Source organism: Halomonas denitrificans, assembly GCF_003056305.1.
Classification (GTDB): domain Bacteria; phylum Pseudomonadota; class Gammaproteobacteria; order Pseudomonadales; family Halomonadaceae; genus Halomonas; species Halomonas denitrificans.
Window position 1 is genome coordinate 226,235 of sequence record NZ_PYVX01000003.1, and the last position, 15,229, is coordinate 241,463.

Consider the following 15,229-nt stretch of genomic DNA (forward strand, 5'->3'; position numbering starts at 1 on the left):
GGGAGACGTCATCATGACGAAAAGCTTCAAGTGCGAGATCGTCAGCGCCGAGGCGTCGATCTACTCCGGGTCCGCCGAGCAGGTCGTGGCGGCCGGCATCATGGGGGATCTGGGGATCCTGGCCGGGCACACGCCGCTGCTCACCGAGCTGGCGCCGGGGCCGGTCCGGATCGTCCATGGCGGGGGTGAGGAAGATCACTTCTTCGTCACCGGCGGTTTCCTCGAGGTGCAGCCCAACGTGGTCACGGTGCTGGCGGATACCGCCGTGCGCGCCGACGACCTCGACGAGGCCGCTGCCGAAGAGGCCCGTCAGCAGGCGCTGAAGGCCATGAGCGACAAGTCCGCGGAGCTCGACTACAGTCGTGCCACCGCGGAGCTGGCCGAGGCCATGGCGCAGCTGCGTACCATCCAGCAGGTGCGTCGCAAGGCCGGCCGCGGCTAACGCCCGGCTCGTGTCTCGACCTCGACGCCCTCCGGACCCTGTCCGGGGGGCGTCGTCGTTTCCGGGCCCTTAAGGCGCCACCGCGAGGCGCCACCGTATTTCTCCTGCCGGCCCCGGGCCGGCCTCGCCGTCGGGAGGCCCTGGATGTCACTGAGCGATCCCCTGCAGACGCACAAGACGACGCTGCTCGCCGCCCTGGAAGGCGATGACGCGCGGCTGCAGGCGCTGTTGCCGGAGCTGCGCTCCGCCGATCTCGCCGAGATCCTCGAGACCCTGATCGAGGACGATCGCGACCTGCCCCGGGCCCTGGCGCTCCTCTCGCGGCTGCCGCTGGAGCGCCGCGCCAGCGTGATCGGCCACCTGCCGGGCGACGAGCAGCTGGCGATCACCGAGGCGCTGGACGACGAGGCCCTGCTCGCGATCCTCGAGCAGATGGGCGCCGACGAGCGGGCCGACCTCTACAAGACGCTGGGCGACGATCGCCGCGAAGCCCTGCTCCGGCGCATGGCGCGCCAGGAGCGCGAGGCCCTCAAGCGCCTGGCGAGCTACGCGGAGGGCACCGCCGGCGCGCTGATGACCTCGGACTACGTGGCGATTCCCGCCGGCCTGACGGTCTCCCGGGCGATGATGCGGGTGCGCCAGACCGCGCCCGATGCCGAGACCGTCTACCAGCTCTACGTCGTCGATCCCGACGGTCGCCTCGCCGGGACCCTGTCGCTGCGCCAGCTGATAGTGGCGCGGCCCGGGGCCCGGGTCGATGACCTGATGATCCATGAAGTTATCCACACCCGGGTGGACGTATCCCAGGAGGAGGTGGCGCGCATTGTCGCCCGCTACGACCTGCTGGCGCTGCCGGTGGTCGACGCCGAGGGGCGGCTGATCGGCATCGTCACCCACGACGATGCCCTGGACGTGGTCGAGTCCGAGGCCACCGAAGATATCCACAAGGGGATGTCGATCGGCGCCCTGGAGGGAGGCGTGCGCCGGGTGCCGCTGTGGAGCCTCTACCGCAAGCGGGTGTTCTGGCTGGTGCTGCTGGTGTTCGGCAACCTCTTCTCCGGGGCGGGCATCGCCTACTTCGAGGAGACCATCGCCGCCCAGGTGGCGCTGGTATTCTTCCTGCCGCTGCTGATCGGCAGCGGCGGCAACGCCGGCGCCCAGGCGGCCACCCTGACGGTGCGCGGCATGGCCACCGGGGACGTGGGCATCAAGGACTGGGGCAGGCTGCTCGGCCGCGAGCTGCTGGTGGCGGGCGCCCTGGGGCTGACCATGGCGCTGGCGGTGGCGCCGATCGGGATGCTCCGCGCCGGCGAGGAGGTGGCCCTGGTGGTGGCGGTGAGCATGATCACCATCGTGCTGTTCGGCAGCCTGCTCGGCATGTGCCTGCCTTTCGTGCTCGACCGCCTGGGCTGGGACCCGGCCACCGCCTCGGCGCCGCTGGTGACGACCCTGATCGACGCCTCCGGGGTGGTGATCTACTTCGGCTTCGCCACCGCCATCCTGTCGACCTCCTGAGCCGCCGGCGGCGGACAGGCGGGCCGCACGGGTGTATCCTCTGGGGCCGCCCGAGCCACCACATTCCTCTACACGGACCGTACCATGGACTGGCTACAGATCTTCGTCCTCTCCATCGTTCAGGGATTGACCGAGTTCCTGCCGATCTCCAGCTCCGCCCACCTGATCCTGGTGCCGGTCTTCACCGACTGGGACGACCAGGGCCTGGTCTTCGACGTTGCCCTGCACATCGGCAGCCTGAGCGCGGTGGTGCTCTACTTCCGCCATGAACTGGTCGGCATGACCACCAGCTGGTGTCGCAGCGTGGCCGGCCGCGGCACCGACGACGAGGCGCGCCTGGCCTGGTGGGTGATCCTGGCCACCATCCCCGTCGGACTGGCGGGGCTCGCCTTCGAGGATGTCATCCAGGAGGTCATGCGCTCGCCGCGGGTCATCGCCGGGGGCCTGATCGGCTTCGGGCTGCTGCTGGCTTATGCCGACTGGCGGCGTCGCGGCGGGCGCAGCGAGTACCGCCTCACCTGGCGCGACGCCCTGTGGATCGGGCTGGCCCAGGCGCTGGCGCTGATTCCCGGCACCTCGCGCTCCGGCATCACCATGACCGCCGCGCTGCTGCTGGGCCTGAGCCGCGAGGGGGCGGCGCGCTTCTCCTTCCTGCTCTCGATCCCGGTCATCGTGCTCGCCGGGGGGCTGGAGATCCTGCATCTCGCCGGCGCCGCCGTGCCGGTGGACTGGGGCGCGTTGCTGCTGGGGGCGCTGCTCTCGGGGATCAGCGCCTACCTGTGCATCCACTTCTTCCTGGTCTTCATCAAGCGGATCGGCATGCAGCCCTTCGTGGTCTACCGCCTCGTGCTGGGTATCGCGCTGCTCTGGCTCTTCGGAGGCGCCTGACATGATCTACCTTCGTTCGCTGCTGGTCTCCCTGCTGCTCGGCCTGCTGCTGGCGGGCTGCTCCGAGCGCGATCGCCCGCTGGACTCCCCGGTGACCCTTCAGGGCGACATCTTCGGCACCTTCTATCAGGTGAGCATCGCCGACCCCCTGACCCAGGGCGAGGCCAACGCGCTCGAGGAGGGCCTGCTCGCCGAGCTCGAGGCGGTGGATGCCGCCATGTCCACCTGGCGCGACGACTCCGAGCTGATGGCCTTCAATCGCGCCCCGCTGGGCAAGTGGCAGCCGCTCTCCGACCACCTGATCGAGGTCCTGGCCATCGGCCAGTCGGTGGCCGAGGCGAGCGGCGGGGCCTTCGACATGACCATCGGCGATCTGGTCAACCTGTGGAGCTTCGGCCCCGAGGCGCGCCCCCGGGAGGTGCCGGATGACGCGGTGCTGGCCGAGCGGCTGGCCGAGGTCGGGCCCGACAGCCTGGAGGTCGATGCCGAGGCCCGCCAGGCGCGACGCCTGCGCGACGTCTTCGTCGACCTCTCCGGCGTGGCCAAGGGGCACGCTACCGACCGGGTCGCCGCCTATCTCGATCGCCAGGGGCTCGAGCACTACCTGGTCAACCTGGGCGGCGAGATCAAGGTGAGCGGCCATCGCGATGGCGAGTCGGCCCCCTGGCGGATCGGCATCGAGGTGCCCCGTGACGGCCGCCCCGAGGCCCGCCACGTGCTGGCCCTGGAGAGCATCGCGGTGGCCACCTCCGGCGACTACCGCAACTACTTCGAGGAGGACGGCCAGCGCTACTCCCACACCCTGGATCCGCGCACCGGTCGCCCCATCGAGCATCGCCTGGCCTCGGCGACGGTCGTGCACCCCTCCGACGCCTGGGCCGATGCCTGGGCCACCGCGCTGCTGGTGCTGGGCGAGGAGGCGGGCATGGCGCTGGCCCGGGAGCGCGGGCTCGCGGTGCTGATGCTGGTGCGCCAGGGCGAGGGGTGGATCAGCCTGGCGAGCCCGGCGTTGGCGGCGCGCTTCGGCCGCGCGACCCTCGAGGAGCTGGGCGTGACGGTGGTCGAGGGATCGGCGGCCGGCATGGCGGATGCGCCCGCCCGCCCCCTAGAATAGAACCCAACAGATGAACGTGGACAAGGAGTCATGATGACGCTCGACGTGGTGATACTGGCAGCCGGGCAGGGGACCCGGATGCGCTCGTCCCTGCCCAAGGTGCTGCACCGCCTGGCCGGCAAGCCGATGGTGCAGCACGTGCTCGACACCGCCGAGGGGCTCGCGGCCGAGCGCACCCACGTGGTGGTGGGCCACGGCGCCGAGCACGTGCGCGAGGCCCTGGCCGAGGTCCCGACCGAGAGCCGCCTGCGCTTCGCCCTGCAGGCCGAGCAGAAGGGCACCGGCCATGCCGTGGCCCAGGCCCTGGACGGTCTCGGTGAGGGCAAGGTGCTGGTGCTCTACGGCGACGTGCCGCTGATCCGCCGCGAGACCCTGGTCGAGCTCCTGGCGCACGTCGACGAGCAGCACCTGGGCCTGCTCACCGTCACCCTGGAGGATCCGAGCGGCTACGGGCGCATCCTGCGCAACGAGGCCGGCGAGGTGGTGGCGATCGTCGAGCACAAGGACGCCTCAGAGGCCGAGCGGGCCGTGCGCGAGTGCAACACCGGCATCATGGCCATGACCGCCGGCCAGCTGCGCCGCTGGCTGCCGAGCCTCTCCGCCGACAACGCCCAGGGCGAGTACTACCTCACCGACGTCATCGCCATGGCCGCCGCCGAGGGCGTGCGCATCGCCACCGCCCAGCCGGCGCGCCCCCAGGAGGTCGAGGGCGTCAACAACCGCGCCCAGATGGCCCGCCTCGAGCGGGCGTTCCAGCACGACATCGCCGAGCGGCTGATGGAGCAGGGCGTGGCGCTCGCCGACCCGGCACGGCTCGACGTGCGCGGTCGCCTGACCTGCGGCCACGACGTCGAGATCGACGTGGGCTGCGTCTTCGAGGGTGACGTCGAGCTCGGCGAGGGGGTGCGCATCGGCCCCCACTGCGTGATCCGCGACAGCCACGTCGGCGCCGAGTCGGTGATCGAGGCCCACAGCGTTCTCGAGGGTGCCGTGGTGGCCGGTCACAACCGCGTCGGGCCCTTCGCCCGGCTGCGCCCCGGCTCGCGCCTGGCGGTCGGCGCCCGGGTCGGCAACTTCGTCGAGACCAAGAACGCCGAGGTGGGCGAGGGCAGCAAGATCAACCACCTGAGCTACGTCGGCGACGCCCGGCTGGGGCGCGACGTCAACGTCGGCGCCGGCACCATCACCTGCAACTACGACGGTGCCAACAAGCACCGTACCGAGATCGACGACGGCGCCTTCATCGGCTCCAACACCGCCCTGGTGGCGCCGGTGAGCGTCGGTCGCGGCGCCACCGTGGGCGCCGGCTCGACCATCGCCAAGGACGTGCCCGACCATGCCCTGGCGGTCACGCGTGGCCGCCAGGTCAGCAAGCCCGACTGGCCGCGGCCGACCAAGCGCCAGGAATCCTGAGGAGAGATCGTATGTGTGGAATCGTCGGTGCCGTTGCCGAGCGCAACGTCCAGGGCATCCTGCTGGAGGGCCTGAAGCGCCTGGAGTACCGCGGCTATGACTCGGCCGGGATGACGGTGCGCTCGCCCGAAGGGCGCCTGCAGCGCCAGCGGGCGCTGGGCAAGGTGGCGGCCCTGGAGGAGCGGCTCGCCGCCGAGCCGCTGCCGGGGCGCAGCGGCATCGCCCATACCCGCTGGGCGACCCACGGTCGCCCCAGCGAGGCGAACGCCCATCCCCACCAGTCCGGCGAGCGCCTGGCGGTGGTGCACAACGGCATCATCGAGAACCACGAGGCCCTGCGTCGGGAACTCGAGGCCGAGGGCTACGTCTTCACCTCCGAGACCGATACCGAGGTGATCGCCCATCTGCTGGAGCGCGAGAGCCGCCGCGAGGGCGACCTGCTCACCGCGGTGCGTGGCGTGCTGGCTCATCTCGACGGGGCCTACGCCCTGGGCGTGATCCACGCCGACGAGCCCGACGTGATCATCGGCGCCCGCAAGGGCAGCCCGCTGGTGGTGGGCGTGGGCATCGACGAGGCGTTCCTGGCCTCCGACCCGCTGGCGCTGCTGCAGGTCACCGACCGCTTCCTCTACCTGCAGGAGGGCGATGCGGTGCGCCTCTCCTCCGGCGGGGTGATCGAGGTGGTCGATGCCGACGGGTACGTGGTCGAGCGGGAGGTGCAGACCTTCGAGCACGGCGACGGCGCGGCCAGCAAGGGCGACTACCGCCACTTCATGCTCAAGGAGATCCACGAGCAACCGGCGGTGATCGCCGCTGCCCTGGAAGGGCGCCTGGGCGAGCGCTCGGCGCTGGTGGAGAGCTTCGGCCCCGAGGCCGAGGCGCTGTTCGGCCGGGTCAAGCAGATCCATGTCGTGGCCTGCGGCACCAGCTACCATGCCGGCATGGTGGCCCGCTACTGGCTGGAGCGCTACACCGGGGTGCCGGTGCAGGTGGAGGTCGCCTCGGAGTACCGCTATCGCCAGGTGGTGGTGCCCGAGGGCACCCTGTTCGTGACGCTCTCCCAGTCCGGCGAGACCGCCGATACCCTGGCGGCGCTGCGCTTCGCCAAGGAGCGCGGCTACCTGGGCAGCCTGGCGATCTGCAACGTGCCGGGCAGCTCCCTGGTGCGCGAGTCCGACCTGACCCTGATGACCCGCGCCGGCCCCGAGATCGGCGTGGCCTCCACCAAGGCCTTCACCACCCAGCTCACCGCCCTGATGCTGCTGACCCTGGCGCTGGGCCGGGTCCGGGGCCTCGCCACCGACGAGCAGGCGAGCCTGGTCGAGGCGCTGCGCGGCCTGCCGGGCCTGGTGGCGCGGGTGCTGGCGCTGGATCCGGCCATCGAGGCCCTCGCCACGGCCTTCGCCGAGAAGCAGCATGCGCTCTTCCTGGGGCGCGGCGCCCACTTCCCCATCGCCCTGGAGGGGGCGCTGAAGCTCAAGGAGATCTCCTACATCCACGCCGAGGCCTACCCGGCGGGCGAGCTCAAGCACGGCCCCCTGGCGCTGGTCGACAGCGAGATGCCGGTCATCTCGGTGGCGCCCAACGACGACCTGCTCGACAAGCTCAAGTCCAACCTCCAGGAGGTGCGGGCCCGGGGCGGCGAGCTGTTCGTCTTCGCCGATGCCCAGGTGGGACTGGCCGAGGAGGAGGGCGTGCAGGTGCTGCATCTGCCCGGCGTCCACGAGGCGCTGGCGCCGATCCTCTACACCGTGCCGCTGCAGCTGCTCAGCTATCACGTGGCGGTGCTCAAGGGCACCGACGTCGATCAGCCGCGCAACCTCGCCAAGTCCGTCACCGTGGAGTGACGATGTCGCCGCCGCGCCTGCACCTGGGCCTGCCGATGTGGGCCAACCCCGACTGGCGCGGCGGCCTCTACCCGCCCCACGGTGGCGACGACGACCGGCTGTCCGAGTACGCCCGGGTCTTCTCCACCGTGGAGGGCAACACCACCTTCTACAGCGGGGCGCCGCGGCCCTCGACGGTGGCCGCCTGGTCGCGCCAGGCCCCGCCCTCCTTCCGCTTCTGCTTCAAGCTGCCGGCGAGCCTCACCCACGAGAAGCGCCTGGTGGGCATCGAGGCCGATCTCGAGGCCTTCTTCGCGGCACTCGCGCCCCTGCACGACCGGCTCGGGCCGACCATGGTGCAGCTGCCCCGGGACGTCGGCCCCGAGTCGCTGCCCCGGCTCGAGGCGCTGCTGGCGAGCTGGCCGGCGGGGCTGCCCTGCGCCGTCGAGGTCCGCCACCCGGAATTCTTCCACAAGGGAAGGGCCGAGACGGCTCTCAACCGGTTGTTGATAACTCACGGGGCCGATCGGGTGATGCTCGATGCCCGCCCGCTCTTCGCCACGCCCCCCGAGGCCCATCCCGGCCTGGCGCGGGCCCAGGCCGAGAAGCCACGACTCCCGTTACACGTGCTTTCCACGGGCGACTTCCCGCTGGTGCGCTTCATCGGCCACTTCGACGACGCCATCAACGAACGGGCCTTCACGCCCTGGGTCGAGCGTCTCGGCCTGTGGATAAAACAGGGGAAAAGCCCTTTTCTCCTTGTGCACACGCCGGACAACCGCCGGGCGCCCGACCTCGCGCGACGCCTGCATGCGCGGCTCGCCGAGCGCCTCGCCCTCCCGCCCCTGGCGGCCTTCGCCGGCGCCTCCCAGGCGGCGCTGTTCTGATCCATCCTGCCCGGTGCAGGAAGGCACCGGGGTTTTGCCTCGATGACTGGTCAACAAGCGTCTGATCGGATACTTTTACGGGTCGATCGTCACTTGCCATCGGATCTTGTGGGGTTTCGTACGTATCCCGTGTGATTCCTCGCCGTGATCCATCATGAGGTGTCCGCGGCTCACCTCGCGAAGGTCCCGCGGAAGTTGTACCGGCAGCGATCCTGTCTGGCATCCGTAATGCCCTTGAAAGCGGCATCCCGCGATCCGGGATGACGTGGACGTGGCGACTACAACCACAACGCCGTCATCGCATCCGATCGATCGATGACGACACGTACCATCAGGGTGATTTATGTCTACCAAGCAACACGCACACTGGTCTTCCCGACTGACCTTCATACTCGCGGCCACCGGCTCCGCCGTCGGCCTGGGTAATATCTGGAAGTTCCCCTACATGGTGGGCGACAGCGGCGGTGCCGCCTTCGTGCTCATCTACCTGCTCTGTATCGGCCTGGTCGGCCTGCCGATCCTGGTGGCCGAATGGCTGGTCGGTCGTCGAGGCCAGAAGAACCCGGCCAACGCCATGGCCGACCTGGCCAAGTCGGCGGGGGCCTCGCGCGGCTGGATGATCGTCGGCATCAGCGGCATCCTCGGTGCCTTCCTGATCCTCTCCTTCTACAGCGTGATCGGCGGCTGGTCGCTCTACTACACCCTGAGCTCCGTCACCGGGGCCTTCAGCGGTCAGGATGCCGACGGCATCAGCGCGCTGTTCAGCGGCATGCTGGCGAGCCCCGGCCTGCTGCTGGCGGGGCACTCGGTGTTCATGCTGCTGGTGATCGGCATCGTCGCCCGCGGCGTGACCAAGGGCCTCGAGGGCGCCGTGCGCAGCCTGATGCCGGCACTGGGCGTGCTGCTGGTGGTGCTGGTGGGCTACGGCATGACCACCGGCTACTTCGGCGAGGCCTTGAGCTTCATGTTCAACCCCGACTTCGGGAAGGTGGACGGCGGCGTGGTTCTGGCGGCCATGGGTCAGGCCTTCTTCACGCTGTCGCTGGGCATGGGCATCATGATGGCCTACGGCTCCTACCTGAACGAGGAGATCAACCTGCTCAAGACCGCGCGGACCGTGATCATCCTCGACACCCTGGTGGCGCTGGTCTCCGGCCTGGCGATCTTCCCCATCGTCTTCGCCAACGGGCTGGATCTCAGCTCCGGCCCGGGACTGATCTTCGTCACCCTGCCGCTGGCCTTCGGCAACATGGGCGGCGGCGTCCTCCTCAGCCTGATGTTCTTCCTGCTGCTCACCTTCGCGGCCCTGACCTCGGCGATCTCGCTGCTCGAGCCGGTGGTGGAGTTCGTCGAGGAGCGCACCCCGCTGTCGCGTCTCGCCTCCACCCTGGTGGCCGGGGCGGCGACCTGGGCACTCGGCATCGCCGCGCTGCTGGCGTTCAACGTCTGGGATGGGGTGCTGATCTTCGGCCTGAACATCTTCGACCTGCTCGATACGGTGACCAGCAAGTTCCTGCTGCCGCTGACCGGCCTGCTGGCGATCGTCTTCGTCGCCTGGGTGCTGGATCGCGAGGGCGTGCGTCAAGAGCTGGGTCTCGGTGAGACCGGCGCGAAGGTATGGACCGTGATCTCCCGCTTCATCGCGCCCATCGGCGTGATCGCGGTGTTCGTCTCCAGCCTCTGAGCCCGACTCGCCGGCTGGCGCCGGCGCGTCGCGTCTCCTACGAGCCCCGCCCTGCGGGGCTCGTTGCGTAGGGGGGAAGAGGCGCCGCCTGGGGCGGTCAGTGCATCTCGTCTTCCGCCAGCGTCTCCTCGGGAAGGGGGGCGATCTCCTGAGAGAGGCGCTTGAATTCGTTGTGCAGCTCGATGCCGCGGCGGGCGCGCAAATTGCGCTGGGCGGCGGTGCGAGACCGCTGTTCGTGCTCGACCACTTCCATGCTCATGAAGATGTCGAGGAGTTCACTCTTGAGGGAGGATAACCGTTCGACATTACGCATGATCGACTCTCCTTTCTGCAGTGAATGTGCCGGCATCCATGACGCTGCGCGACACTGCATCTCTTACTATATCTCACTTGACAGAATGATGACGGCGCATGCCGCTAATGCACAACGCGCCGTCAACGCTGCCCGGCGCGCCCCTCACCGCGCCGTCGTGCGCGACGGGGTGCGCATCGCCCCTCGCCTTGGGGCATACTGTGAACATGAACCCGCCCATCGTTTTGCCGCCTTCCCGTGAGGCGGCTCGCCAGCAAGGAGCCCCCGAGTGAGCCGTGCCCTGTTCGATGAGATGAGACGTCGCATGGAGCACTTCCGCCGCTCCGAGCAGAAGGTCGCGCGCTTCGTGCTGCGCAACCCCGAGGAAGTGATCCACATGCGCATCGTCGACCTGGCTACCGAGGCCAAGGTCAGCGAGCCCACCGTGGTGCGCTTCTGCCGCGCCCTGGGCTGCAACGGCTTCCAGGACTTCAAGCTGCAGCTGGCGCAGATGCTGGCCTCCGGCAGCCAGTTCGCCCAGTTCTCGATGAACGACAGCGACTCGGTGGTGGAGTTTTCCCACAGCATCTTCGACTCCACCGTGGGCACCCTGCTTTCGGTGCGTGACCGGCTCGACAACGAGGCGCTCAGCCAGGCGATCAACGCCCTGGCCATGGCCAACCGGGTGGAGTTCTACGGCTTCGGCGCCTCGGGGGCCGTGGCCGCCGATGCCCAGCACAAGTTCTTCCGCCTGCAGATCTCCACTGCCGCCTACACCGACCCGCACATGCAGAACATGTCGGCGGTGACCCTCAAGGAGGGCGACGTGGTGGTGGCGATCTCCCAGACCGGCCGCACCCGGGCCCTGGTGGCCAGCGTGCGCCTGGCGCGGGAGGCCGGCGCGACGGTGATCGGGCTCTGCCCCAGCGGCTCCCCGCTCGCCGAGGAGGTCACCCTGCCGCTCTATATCGACGTCCACGAGGACACCGAGATCTACACCCCCATGAGCTCGCGCATCGCCCACCTGGTGCTGGTCGACGTGCTGGCGGTGGGCGTGGCCAAGACCCGCGGGCCCAGGCTCGCCGAGCAGCTTCGCGAGGTGAAGAAGAGCCTCACCCCGCTGCGCTTCCCCGAGCAGGACGGCAAGCCCTGAGGCGACCCCCGGTATGCTAAGCTGGGCCTCCATTTTTTGACCCGGCTACCCCTGCGCTATGGACGACGTCACGGCGATTCTCGACCACATGAACCCGGCCCAGCGCGAGGCCGTCAGCGCCCCCCAGGGCAACCTGCTGGTGCTGGCCGGGGCCGGCTCCGGCAAGACCCGGGTGCTGGTCCACCGCATCGCCTGGCTGATGCAGGCCGAGGGCCTCTCGCCCTACGCGCTGCTCGCCGTGACCTTCACCAACAAGGCGGCCCGGGAGATGCGCACCCGCCTGGAGGCGCTGCTCGGCATCTCCCTGCGCAACGTCTGGGTCGGTACCTTCCACTCCATCGCCCACCGCCTGCTGCGCACCCACTGGCAGGACGCCCGCCTGCCCCAGCACTTCCAGATCATCGACAGCGACGACCAGCTGCGCCTGATCAAGCGGCTGCTCAAGGACCATAGCATCGACGACGAGCGCTTCCCGCCGCGCCAGGTCCAGTCGTTCATCTCCGGCTGCAAGGAGGAGGGGCTGCGCCCCCACCAGGTTGACGCCCACGGCGACGCCTACATGGCGCAGATGGTCGAGCTCTACGAGCGCTACCAGCTCACCTGCGAGCGCGGCGGCCTGGTCGACTTCGGCGAGCTGCTGCTCAGGAGCCTGGAGCTTCTGCGCGACAATCCGGCGCTGCTGGCCCACTACCGGGAGCGCTTCGGCCACGTGCTGGTCGACGAGTTCCAGGACACCAACACCCTGCAGTACGCCTGGCTCAAGCTGCTCACCGGCATGTCGACCCCGATGACCGTGGTCGGCGACGACGACCAGTCGATCTACGGCTGGCGCGGGGCGCGCATCGAGAACATCCGCCGCTTCGAGGAGGAGTTCCCCGGCACCAGGACCGTGCGCCTGGAGCAGAACTACCGCTCCACCAGCGCCATCCTCGACGCCGCCAACGCCCTGATCCGCCACAACAGCGAGCGCATGGGCAAGGAGCTGTGGACCGCCGGCCATCGCGGCGAGCCGATCTCGGTCTACGCGGGCTTCAACGACCTGGACGAGGCGCGCTTCATCGTCGATACCATCCGCGAGAAGGTCGAGGAGGGCGTCAATCGCCGCGAGATCGCCATCCTCTACCGTTCCAACGCCCAGTCCCGGGTGCTCGAGGAGACGCTGATCCGCCAGGGCGTGCCCTACCGCATCTACGGCGGCCAGCGCTTCTACGAGCGCCTGGAGATCAAGAACGCCCTCGCCTACCTGCGCCTGCTGCTCAATCGCGACGACGACGCCTCGCTCGAGCGGGTGATCAACGTCCCGGCCCGCGGCATCGGCACCCGTACCGTCGAGGTGCTGCGCACCAGGGCGCGCCAGACCGAGGTCTCGCTGTGGCAGGCGCTGCACGATGCGCTGCTCGACGCCTCGCTGAAGGGGCGCGCCGCCACGGCCGTGCGCGCCTTCGCCGACCTGATCGAGCGGCTCGACAACGACACCGCGGGGCTGGCGCTCCACGAGATCATCGATCACGTCATCACCGTCTCCGGGCTGATCGAGCACCACCGCAGCGAGAAGGGCGAGAAGGGGCAGGCGCGGGTCGAGAACCTCGAGGAGCTGGTCACCGCCGCCAAGGCCTTCACCCAGGGCGAGACCTTCGTGCCGCCCGAGGCCGGCGAGGGCGGGGCGGCGCTGGAGGCCTTCCTCTCCGAGGCGGCGCTCAACGCCGGCGATCACGAGGCCGACGAGTTCGAGGACTGCGTGCAGCTGATGACCCTGCACTCGGCCAAGGGGCTGGAGTTCCCGGTGGTGTTCATCGCCGGGGTCGAGGAGGGGCTCTTCCCCCACAAGATGTCCATGGAGGAGCCGGGGCGCCTGGAGGAGGAGCGCCGGCTCTGCTACGTGGGCCTGACCCGCGCCATGCGCAAGCTCTACCTGACCCACGCCGAGCTTCGCCGGCTGCACGGCAAGGAGACCTTCCAGCGGCCGTCGCGCTTCCTGCGCGAGCTGCCCGAGGAGTATCTGGAAGAGGTGCGCCTGCGCGGCCAGATCTCGCGGCCGGTGACCGCCTCGCGCCCCGGACCGCGCCAGGAGAGCGTCGACGGCGGCGGCGATCTGCCGTCGCTGTCGCTGGGCCAGCGGGTCAGCCATCCGGTCTTCGGCGAGGGGGTGATCCTCAACGCCGAGGGGGAGGGCGAGCGCGCCAGGGTGCAGGTCAGCTTCGAGGGCGAGGGCGACAAGTGGCTGGTATTGGGCTTCGCCAAGCTCACCCCGCTGTGACCCGGCCCGGCGCGGCGCTTGCCGGCTAAATCAGCCGTGACGCATACTCCGAGGCGGACACACCCATCGCCCGCGCCCCCGCGGGAATAACAAGCCTCACGGAGTCATGCTCGCAATGCAACGCCGTCAGTTTCTCAAGACCGTGGGCGTCGGTGCCGCCGCCGGCGCCACCGCCCCCTTCATCGCCACGGCCAGCGCCCAGGAGACCATCACCTGGGACATGGTGACCTCCTGGCCCAAGAACTTCCCTGCACTGGGCACCGGCGCCAACGACTTCGCCGCCCGCATCGAGCGGATGTCCGGGGGCCGCATGAAGATCCGGGTGCACGGCGCCGGCGAGCTGGTGCCGGCCCTGGAGGTGTTCGACGCGGTGGGCCAGGGCACCGCGCAGCTCGGTCACTCCGCCTCCTACTACTGGCGGGGCAAGACCCTGGCCGCCCAGTTCTTCACCGCCGTGCCCTTCGGCATGACCACCACCGAGACCAACGCCTGGCTCTACCATGGCGGCGGGCAGGAACTGTGGGACGAGGAGTACGCCAAGCACAACCTCAAGCCCTTCCCGGTGGGCAACACCGGCACCCAGATGGCCGGCTGGTTCAAGAAGGAGATCCACTCGCTCGAGGACATGCAGGGCCTCAAGCTGCGCCTGCCGGGGCTTGCCGGCGAGGCCATGAACCGCATCGGCGTGACCACCGTGAACACGCCCGGGTCCGAGATCTTTACCTCCCTGCAGACCGGCGTGCTGGACGCGGCCGACTGGGTCGGCCCCTACAACGACCTGGCCTTCGGCCTGCACCAGGTGGCGCCGTACTACTACACCTCGGCCTGGAACGAGCCCAGTGCGGTGCTCGAGGGGATGGTCAACCTGGACGCCTGGAATGCCCTGCCGGAGGATCTCCAGGCGGTGGTGACCGAGGCGGCCATGGCCTCCAACCTGGCGATGAGCAGCGAGTTCGCGGTGCGCAATGCCGAGGCCCTCGAGACCCTGGTCGACGAGCACAATGTGCAGCTGCGCACCTTCCCGGAGGAGGTGCTGGTGGCGCTTCACGATGCCGCCCGCCAGGTCCTCGCCGAGCAGGTCGAAAAGGACGAGGCGTCGCGCCGGATCTACGACTCCTACACCGCCTTCCAGCAGAAGGTGCGCCGCTTCACCGACGTGGGCGAGTTCGCCTACCTGAAGACCCGGGAGAAGGTCGGCGCCTGACGGCGCACCCGGAGGTACCGGACACCGCCCCGGGCGCCCTCGCGGCGCCCAGGGCAGTCGGGAGCGGCGTCCCGGCGGGGCGTCAGTCGTGCTGGCGCACGCCGCGGATCCGCCCGTTCTCGTCCAGGGCGACCATCACGAAGCGCGCCTCGGTGACCTTGTGCAGCTCCTGGGGATCGCGTTCGTGGGGCGCGCGGATCCACACCTCCACGTCGATCTTGATCGAGCTGTGGCCGATCTCGCTGACGCGGGTGAAGATGTTCACCATCGAGCCGACCCGCACCGGGCAGAGGAAGTCCATGGCCTCGATGGCCACGTTGGCCGTGCGGCCCAGGGCCTCGCGGCCGGCGGCCACCTCGGCGGCCTCGTCCATGCGGGCGACCAGCCAGCCGCCGGGAATGTCGCCGTGCAGATTGGTATCCTGGCGGCTGGCCAGCAGCTTGAGGGTCAGCCGACCCTGGGGCGCGGGGGTATCGTCGATGTCGGTCATGGCGGGCGTTTCGACTCGCATTGTTGTTGTGGGAAGCGTCGGGGGTGGAGGTGTTCATCGCCGC

Annotated in this window: 13 protein-coding genes; 11 read left to right on the forward strand and 2 right to left on the reverse strand. The window is 69.6% G+C overall.

Going from position 1 to position 15,229, the window contains the following annotated elements; genetic code table 11:
• The first annotated feature begins 13 nt into the window (after positions 1-13).
• The 8 genes from C9F13_RS10490 (at position 14) to C9F13_RS10525 (ending at position 9,769) form a co-directional block, all read left to right on the forward strand.
• Positions 14-442: a F0F1 ATP synthase subunit epsilon gene (locus C9F13_RS10490; protein WP_108446212.1), complete on the forward strand. Its 429-nt coding sequence runs from the start codon at positions 14-16 to the stop codon at positions 440-442.
• 144 nt (positions 443-586) lie between these two features.
• The gene (gene mgtE, locus C9F13_RS10495; protein WP_108446213.1) at positions 587-1,957 is read left to right on the forward strand and encodes a magnesium transporter; all 1,371 of its coding nucleotides are present in this window, start codon (positions 587-589) and stop codon (positions 1,955-1,957) included.
• An 84-nt stretch (positions 1,958-2,041) separates the two neighbouring features.
• Positions 2,042-2,845, forward strand: coding sequence for an undecaprenyl-diphosphate phosphatase (locus C9F13_RS10500; RefSeq protein ID WP_108446214.1), 804 nt, complete (start codon positions 2,042-2,044; stop codon positions 2,843-2,845).
• Between the two features lies 1 nt (position 2,846).
• Positions 2,847-3,959, forward strand: a complete 1,113-nt coding sequence (locus C9F13_RS10505; protein WP_108446215.1) for an FAD:protein FMN transferase — start codon at positions 2,847-2,849, stop codon at positions 3,957-3,959.
• 30 nt (positions 3,960-3,989) lie between these two features.
• Complete coding sequence (gene glmU, locus C9F13_RS10510) at positions 3,990-5,372, forward strand: bifunctional UDP-N-acetylglucosamine diphosphorylase/glucosamine-1-phosphate N-acetyltransferase GlmU (protein WP_170121142.1); 1,383 nt, start codon at positions 3,990-3,992, stop codon at positions 5,370-5,372.
• Positions 5,373-5,383: 11 nt separating this feature from the next.
• Positions 5,384-7,219, forward strand: a complete 1,836-nt coding sequence (gene glmS, locus C9F13_RS10515) for a glutamine--fructose-6-phosphate transaminase (isomerizing) (protein WP_108446217.1) — start codon at positions 5,384-5,386, stop codon at positions 7,217-7,219.
• Positions 7,220-7,221: 2 nt separating this feature from the next.
• Positions 7,222-8,085, forward strand: a complete 864-nt coding sequence (locus C9F13_RS10520; protein WP_108446218.1) for a DUF72 domain-containing protein — start codon at positions 7,222-7,224, stop codon at positions 8,083-8,085.
• Positions 8,086-8,428: 343 nt separating this feature from the next.
• On the forward strand, positions 8,429-9,769 hold the full coding sequence (locus tag C9F13_RS10525) for a sodium-dependent transporter (RefSeq protein WP_108446219.1): 1,341 nt from the start codon (positions 8,429-8,431) through the stop codon (positions 9,767-9,769).
• A gap of 97 nt (positions 9,770-9,866) precedes the next feature.
• On the opposite strand, the gene C9F13_RS10530 is transcribed toward C9F13_RS10525, so the two are convergent.
• Positions 9,867-10,082 carry a PA3496 family putative envelope integrity protein gene (locus C9F13_RS10530; protein WP_108446220.1) on the reverse strand — a complete coding sequence of 72 codons (216 nt, stop codon included), beginning with the start codon at positions 10,080-10,082 and terminating at the stop codon, positions 9,867-9,869.
• 268 nt (positions 10,083-10,350) lie between these two features.
• Here C9F13_RS10530 and hexR point away from each other — a divergent pair, with 268 nt between their 5' ends.
• The 3 genes from hexR to C9F13_RS10545 all read left to right on the forward strand — a co-directional run bounded on the left by hexR (position 10,351) and on the right by C9F13_RS10545 (position 14,675).
• Entirely contained in the window at positions 10,351-11,214 is an 864-nt protein-coding gene (hexR, locus tag C9F13_RS10535) for a transcriptional regulator HexR (protein WP_108446221.1), read from the forward strand.
• A 58-nt stretch (positions 11,215-11,272) separates the two neighbouring features.
• Positions 11,273-13,471: a DNA helicase II gene (uvrD, locus tag C9F13_RS10540; RefSeq protein WP_108446222.1), complete on the forward strand. Its 2,199-nt coding sequence runs from the start codon at positions 11,273-11,275 to the stop codon at positions 13,469-13,471.
• A gap of 115 nt (positions 13,472-13,586) precedes the next feature.
• Complete coding sequence (locus tag C9F13_RS10545) at positions 13,587-14,675, forward strand: TRAP transporter substrate-binding protein (protein ID WP_108446223.1); 1,089 nt, start codon at positions 13,587-13,589, stop codon at positions 14,673-14,675.
• 82 nt (positions 14,676-14,757) lie between these two features.
• On the opposite strand, the gene C9F13_RS10550 is transcribed toward C9F13_RS10545, so the two are convergent.
• Positions 14,758-15,165 (reverse strand): acyl-CoA thioesterase, encoded by a 408-nt coding sequence (locus tag C9F13_RS10550; protein ID WP_108446224.1) that lies wholly within the window; start codon positions 15,163-15,165, stop codon positions 14,758-14,760.
• Between the last annotated feature and the right edge of the window lie 64 nt (positions 15,166-15,229).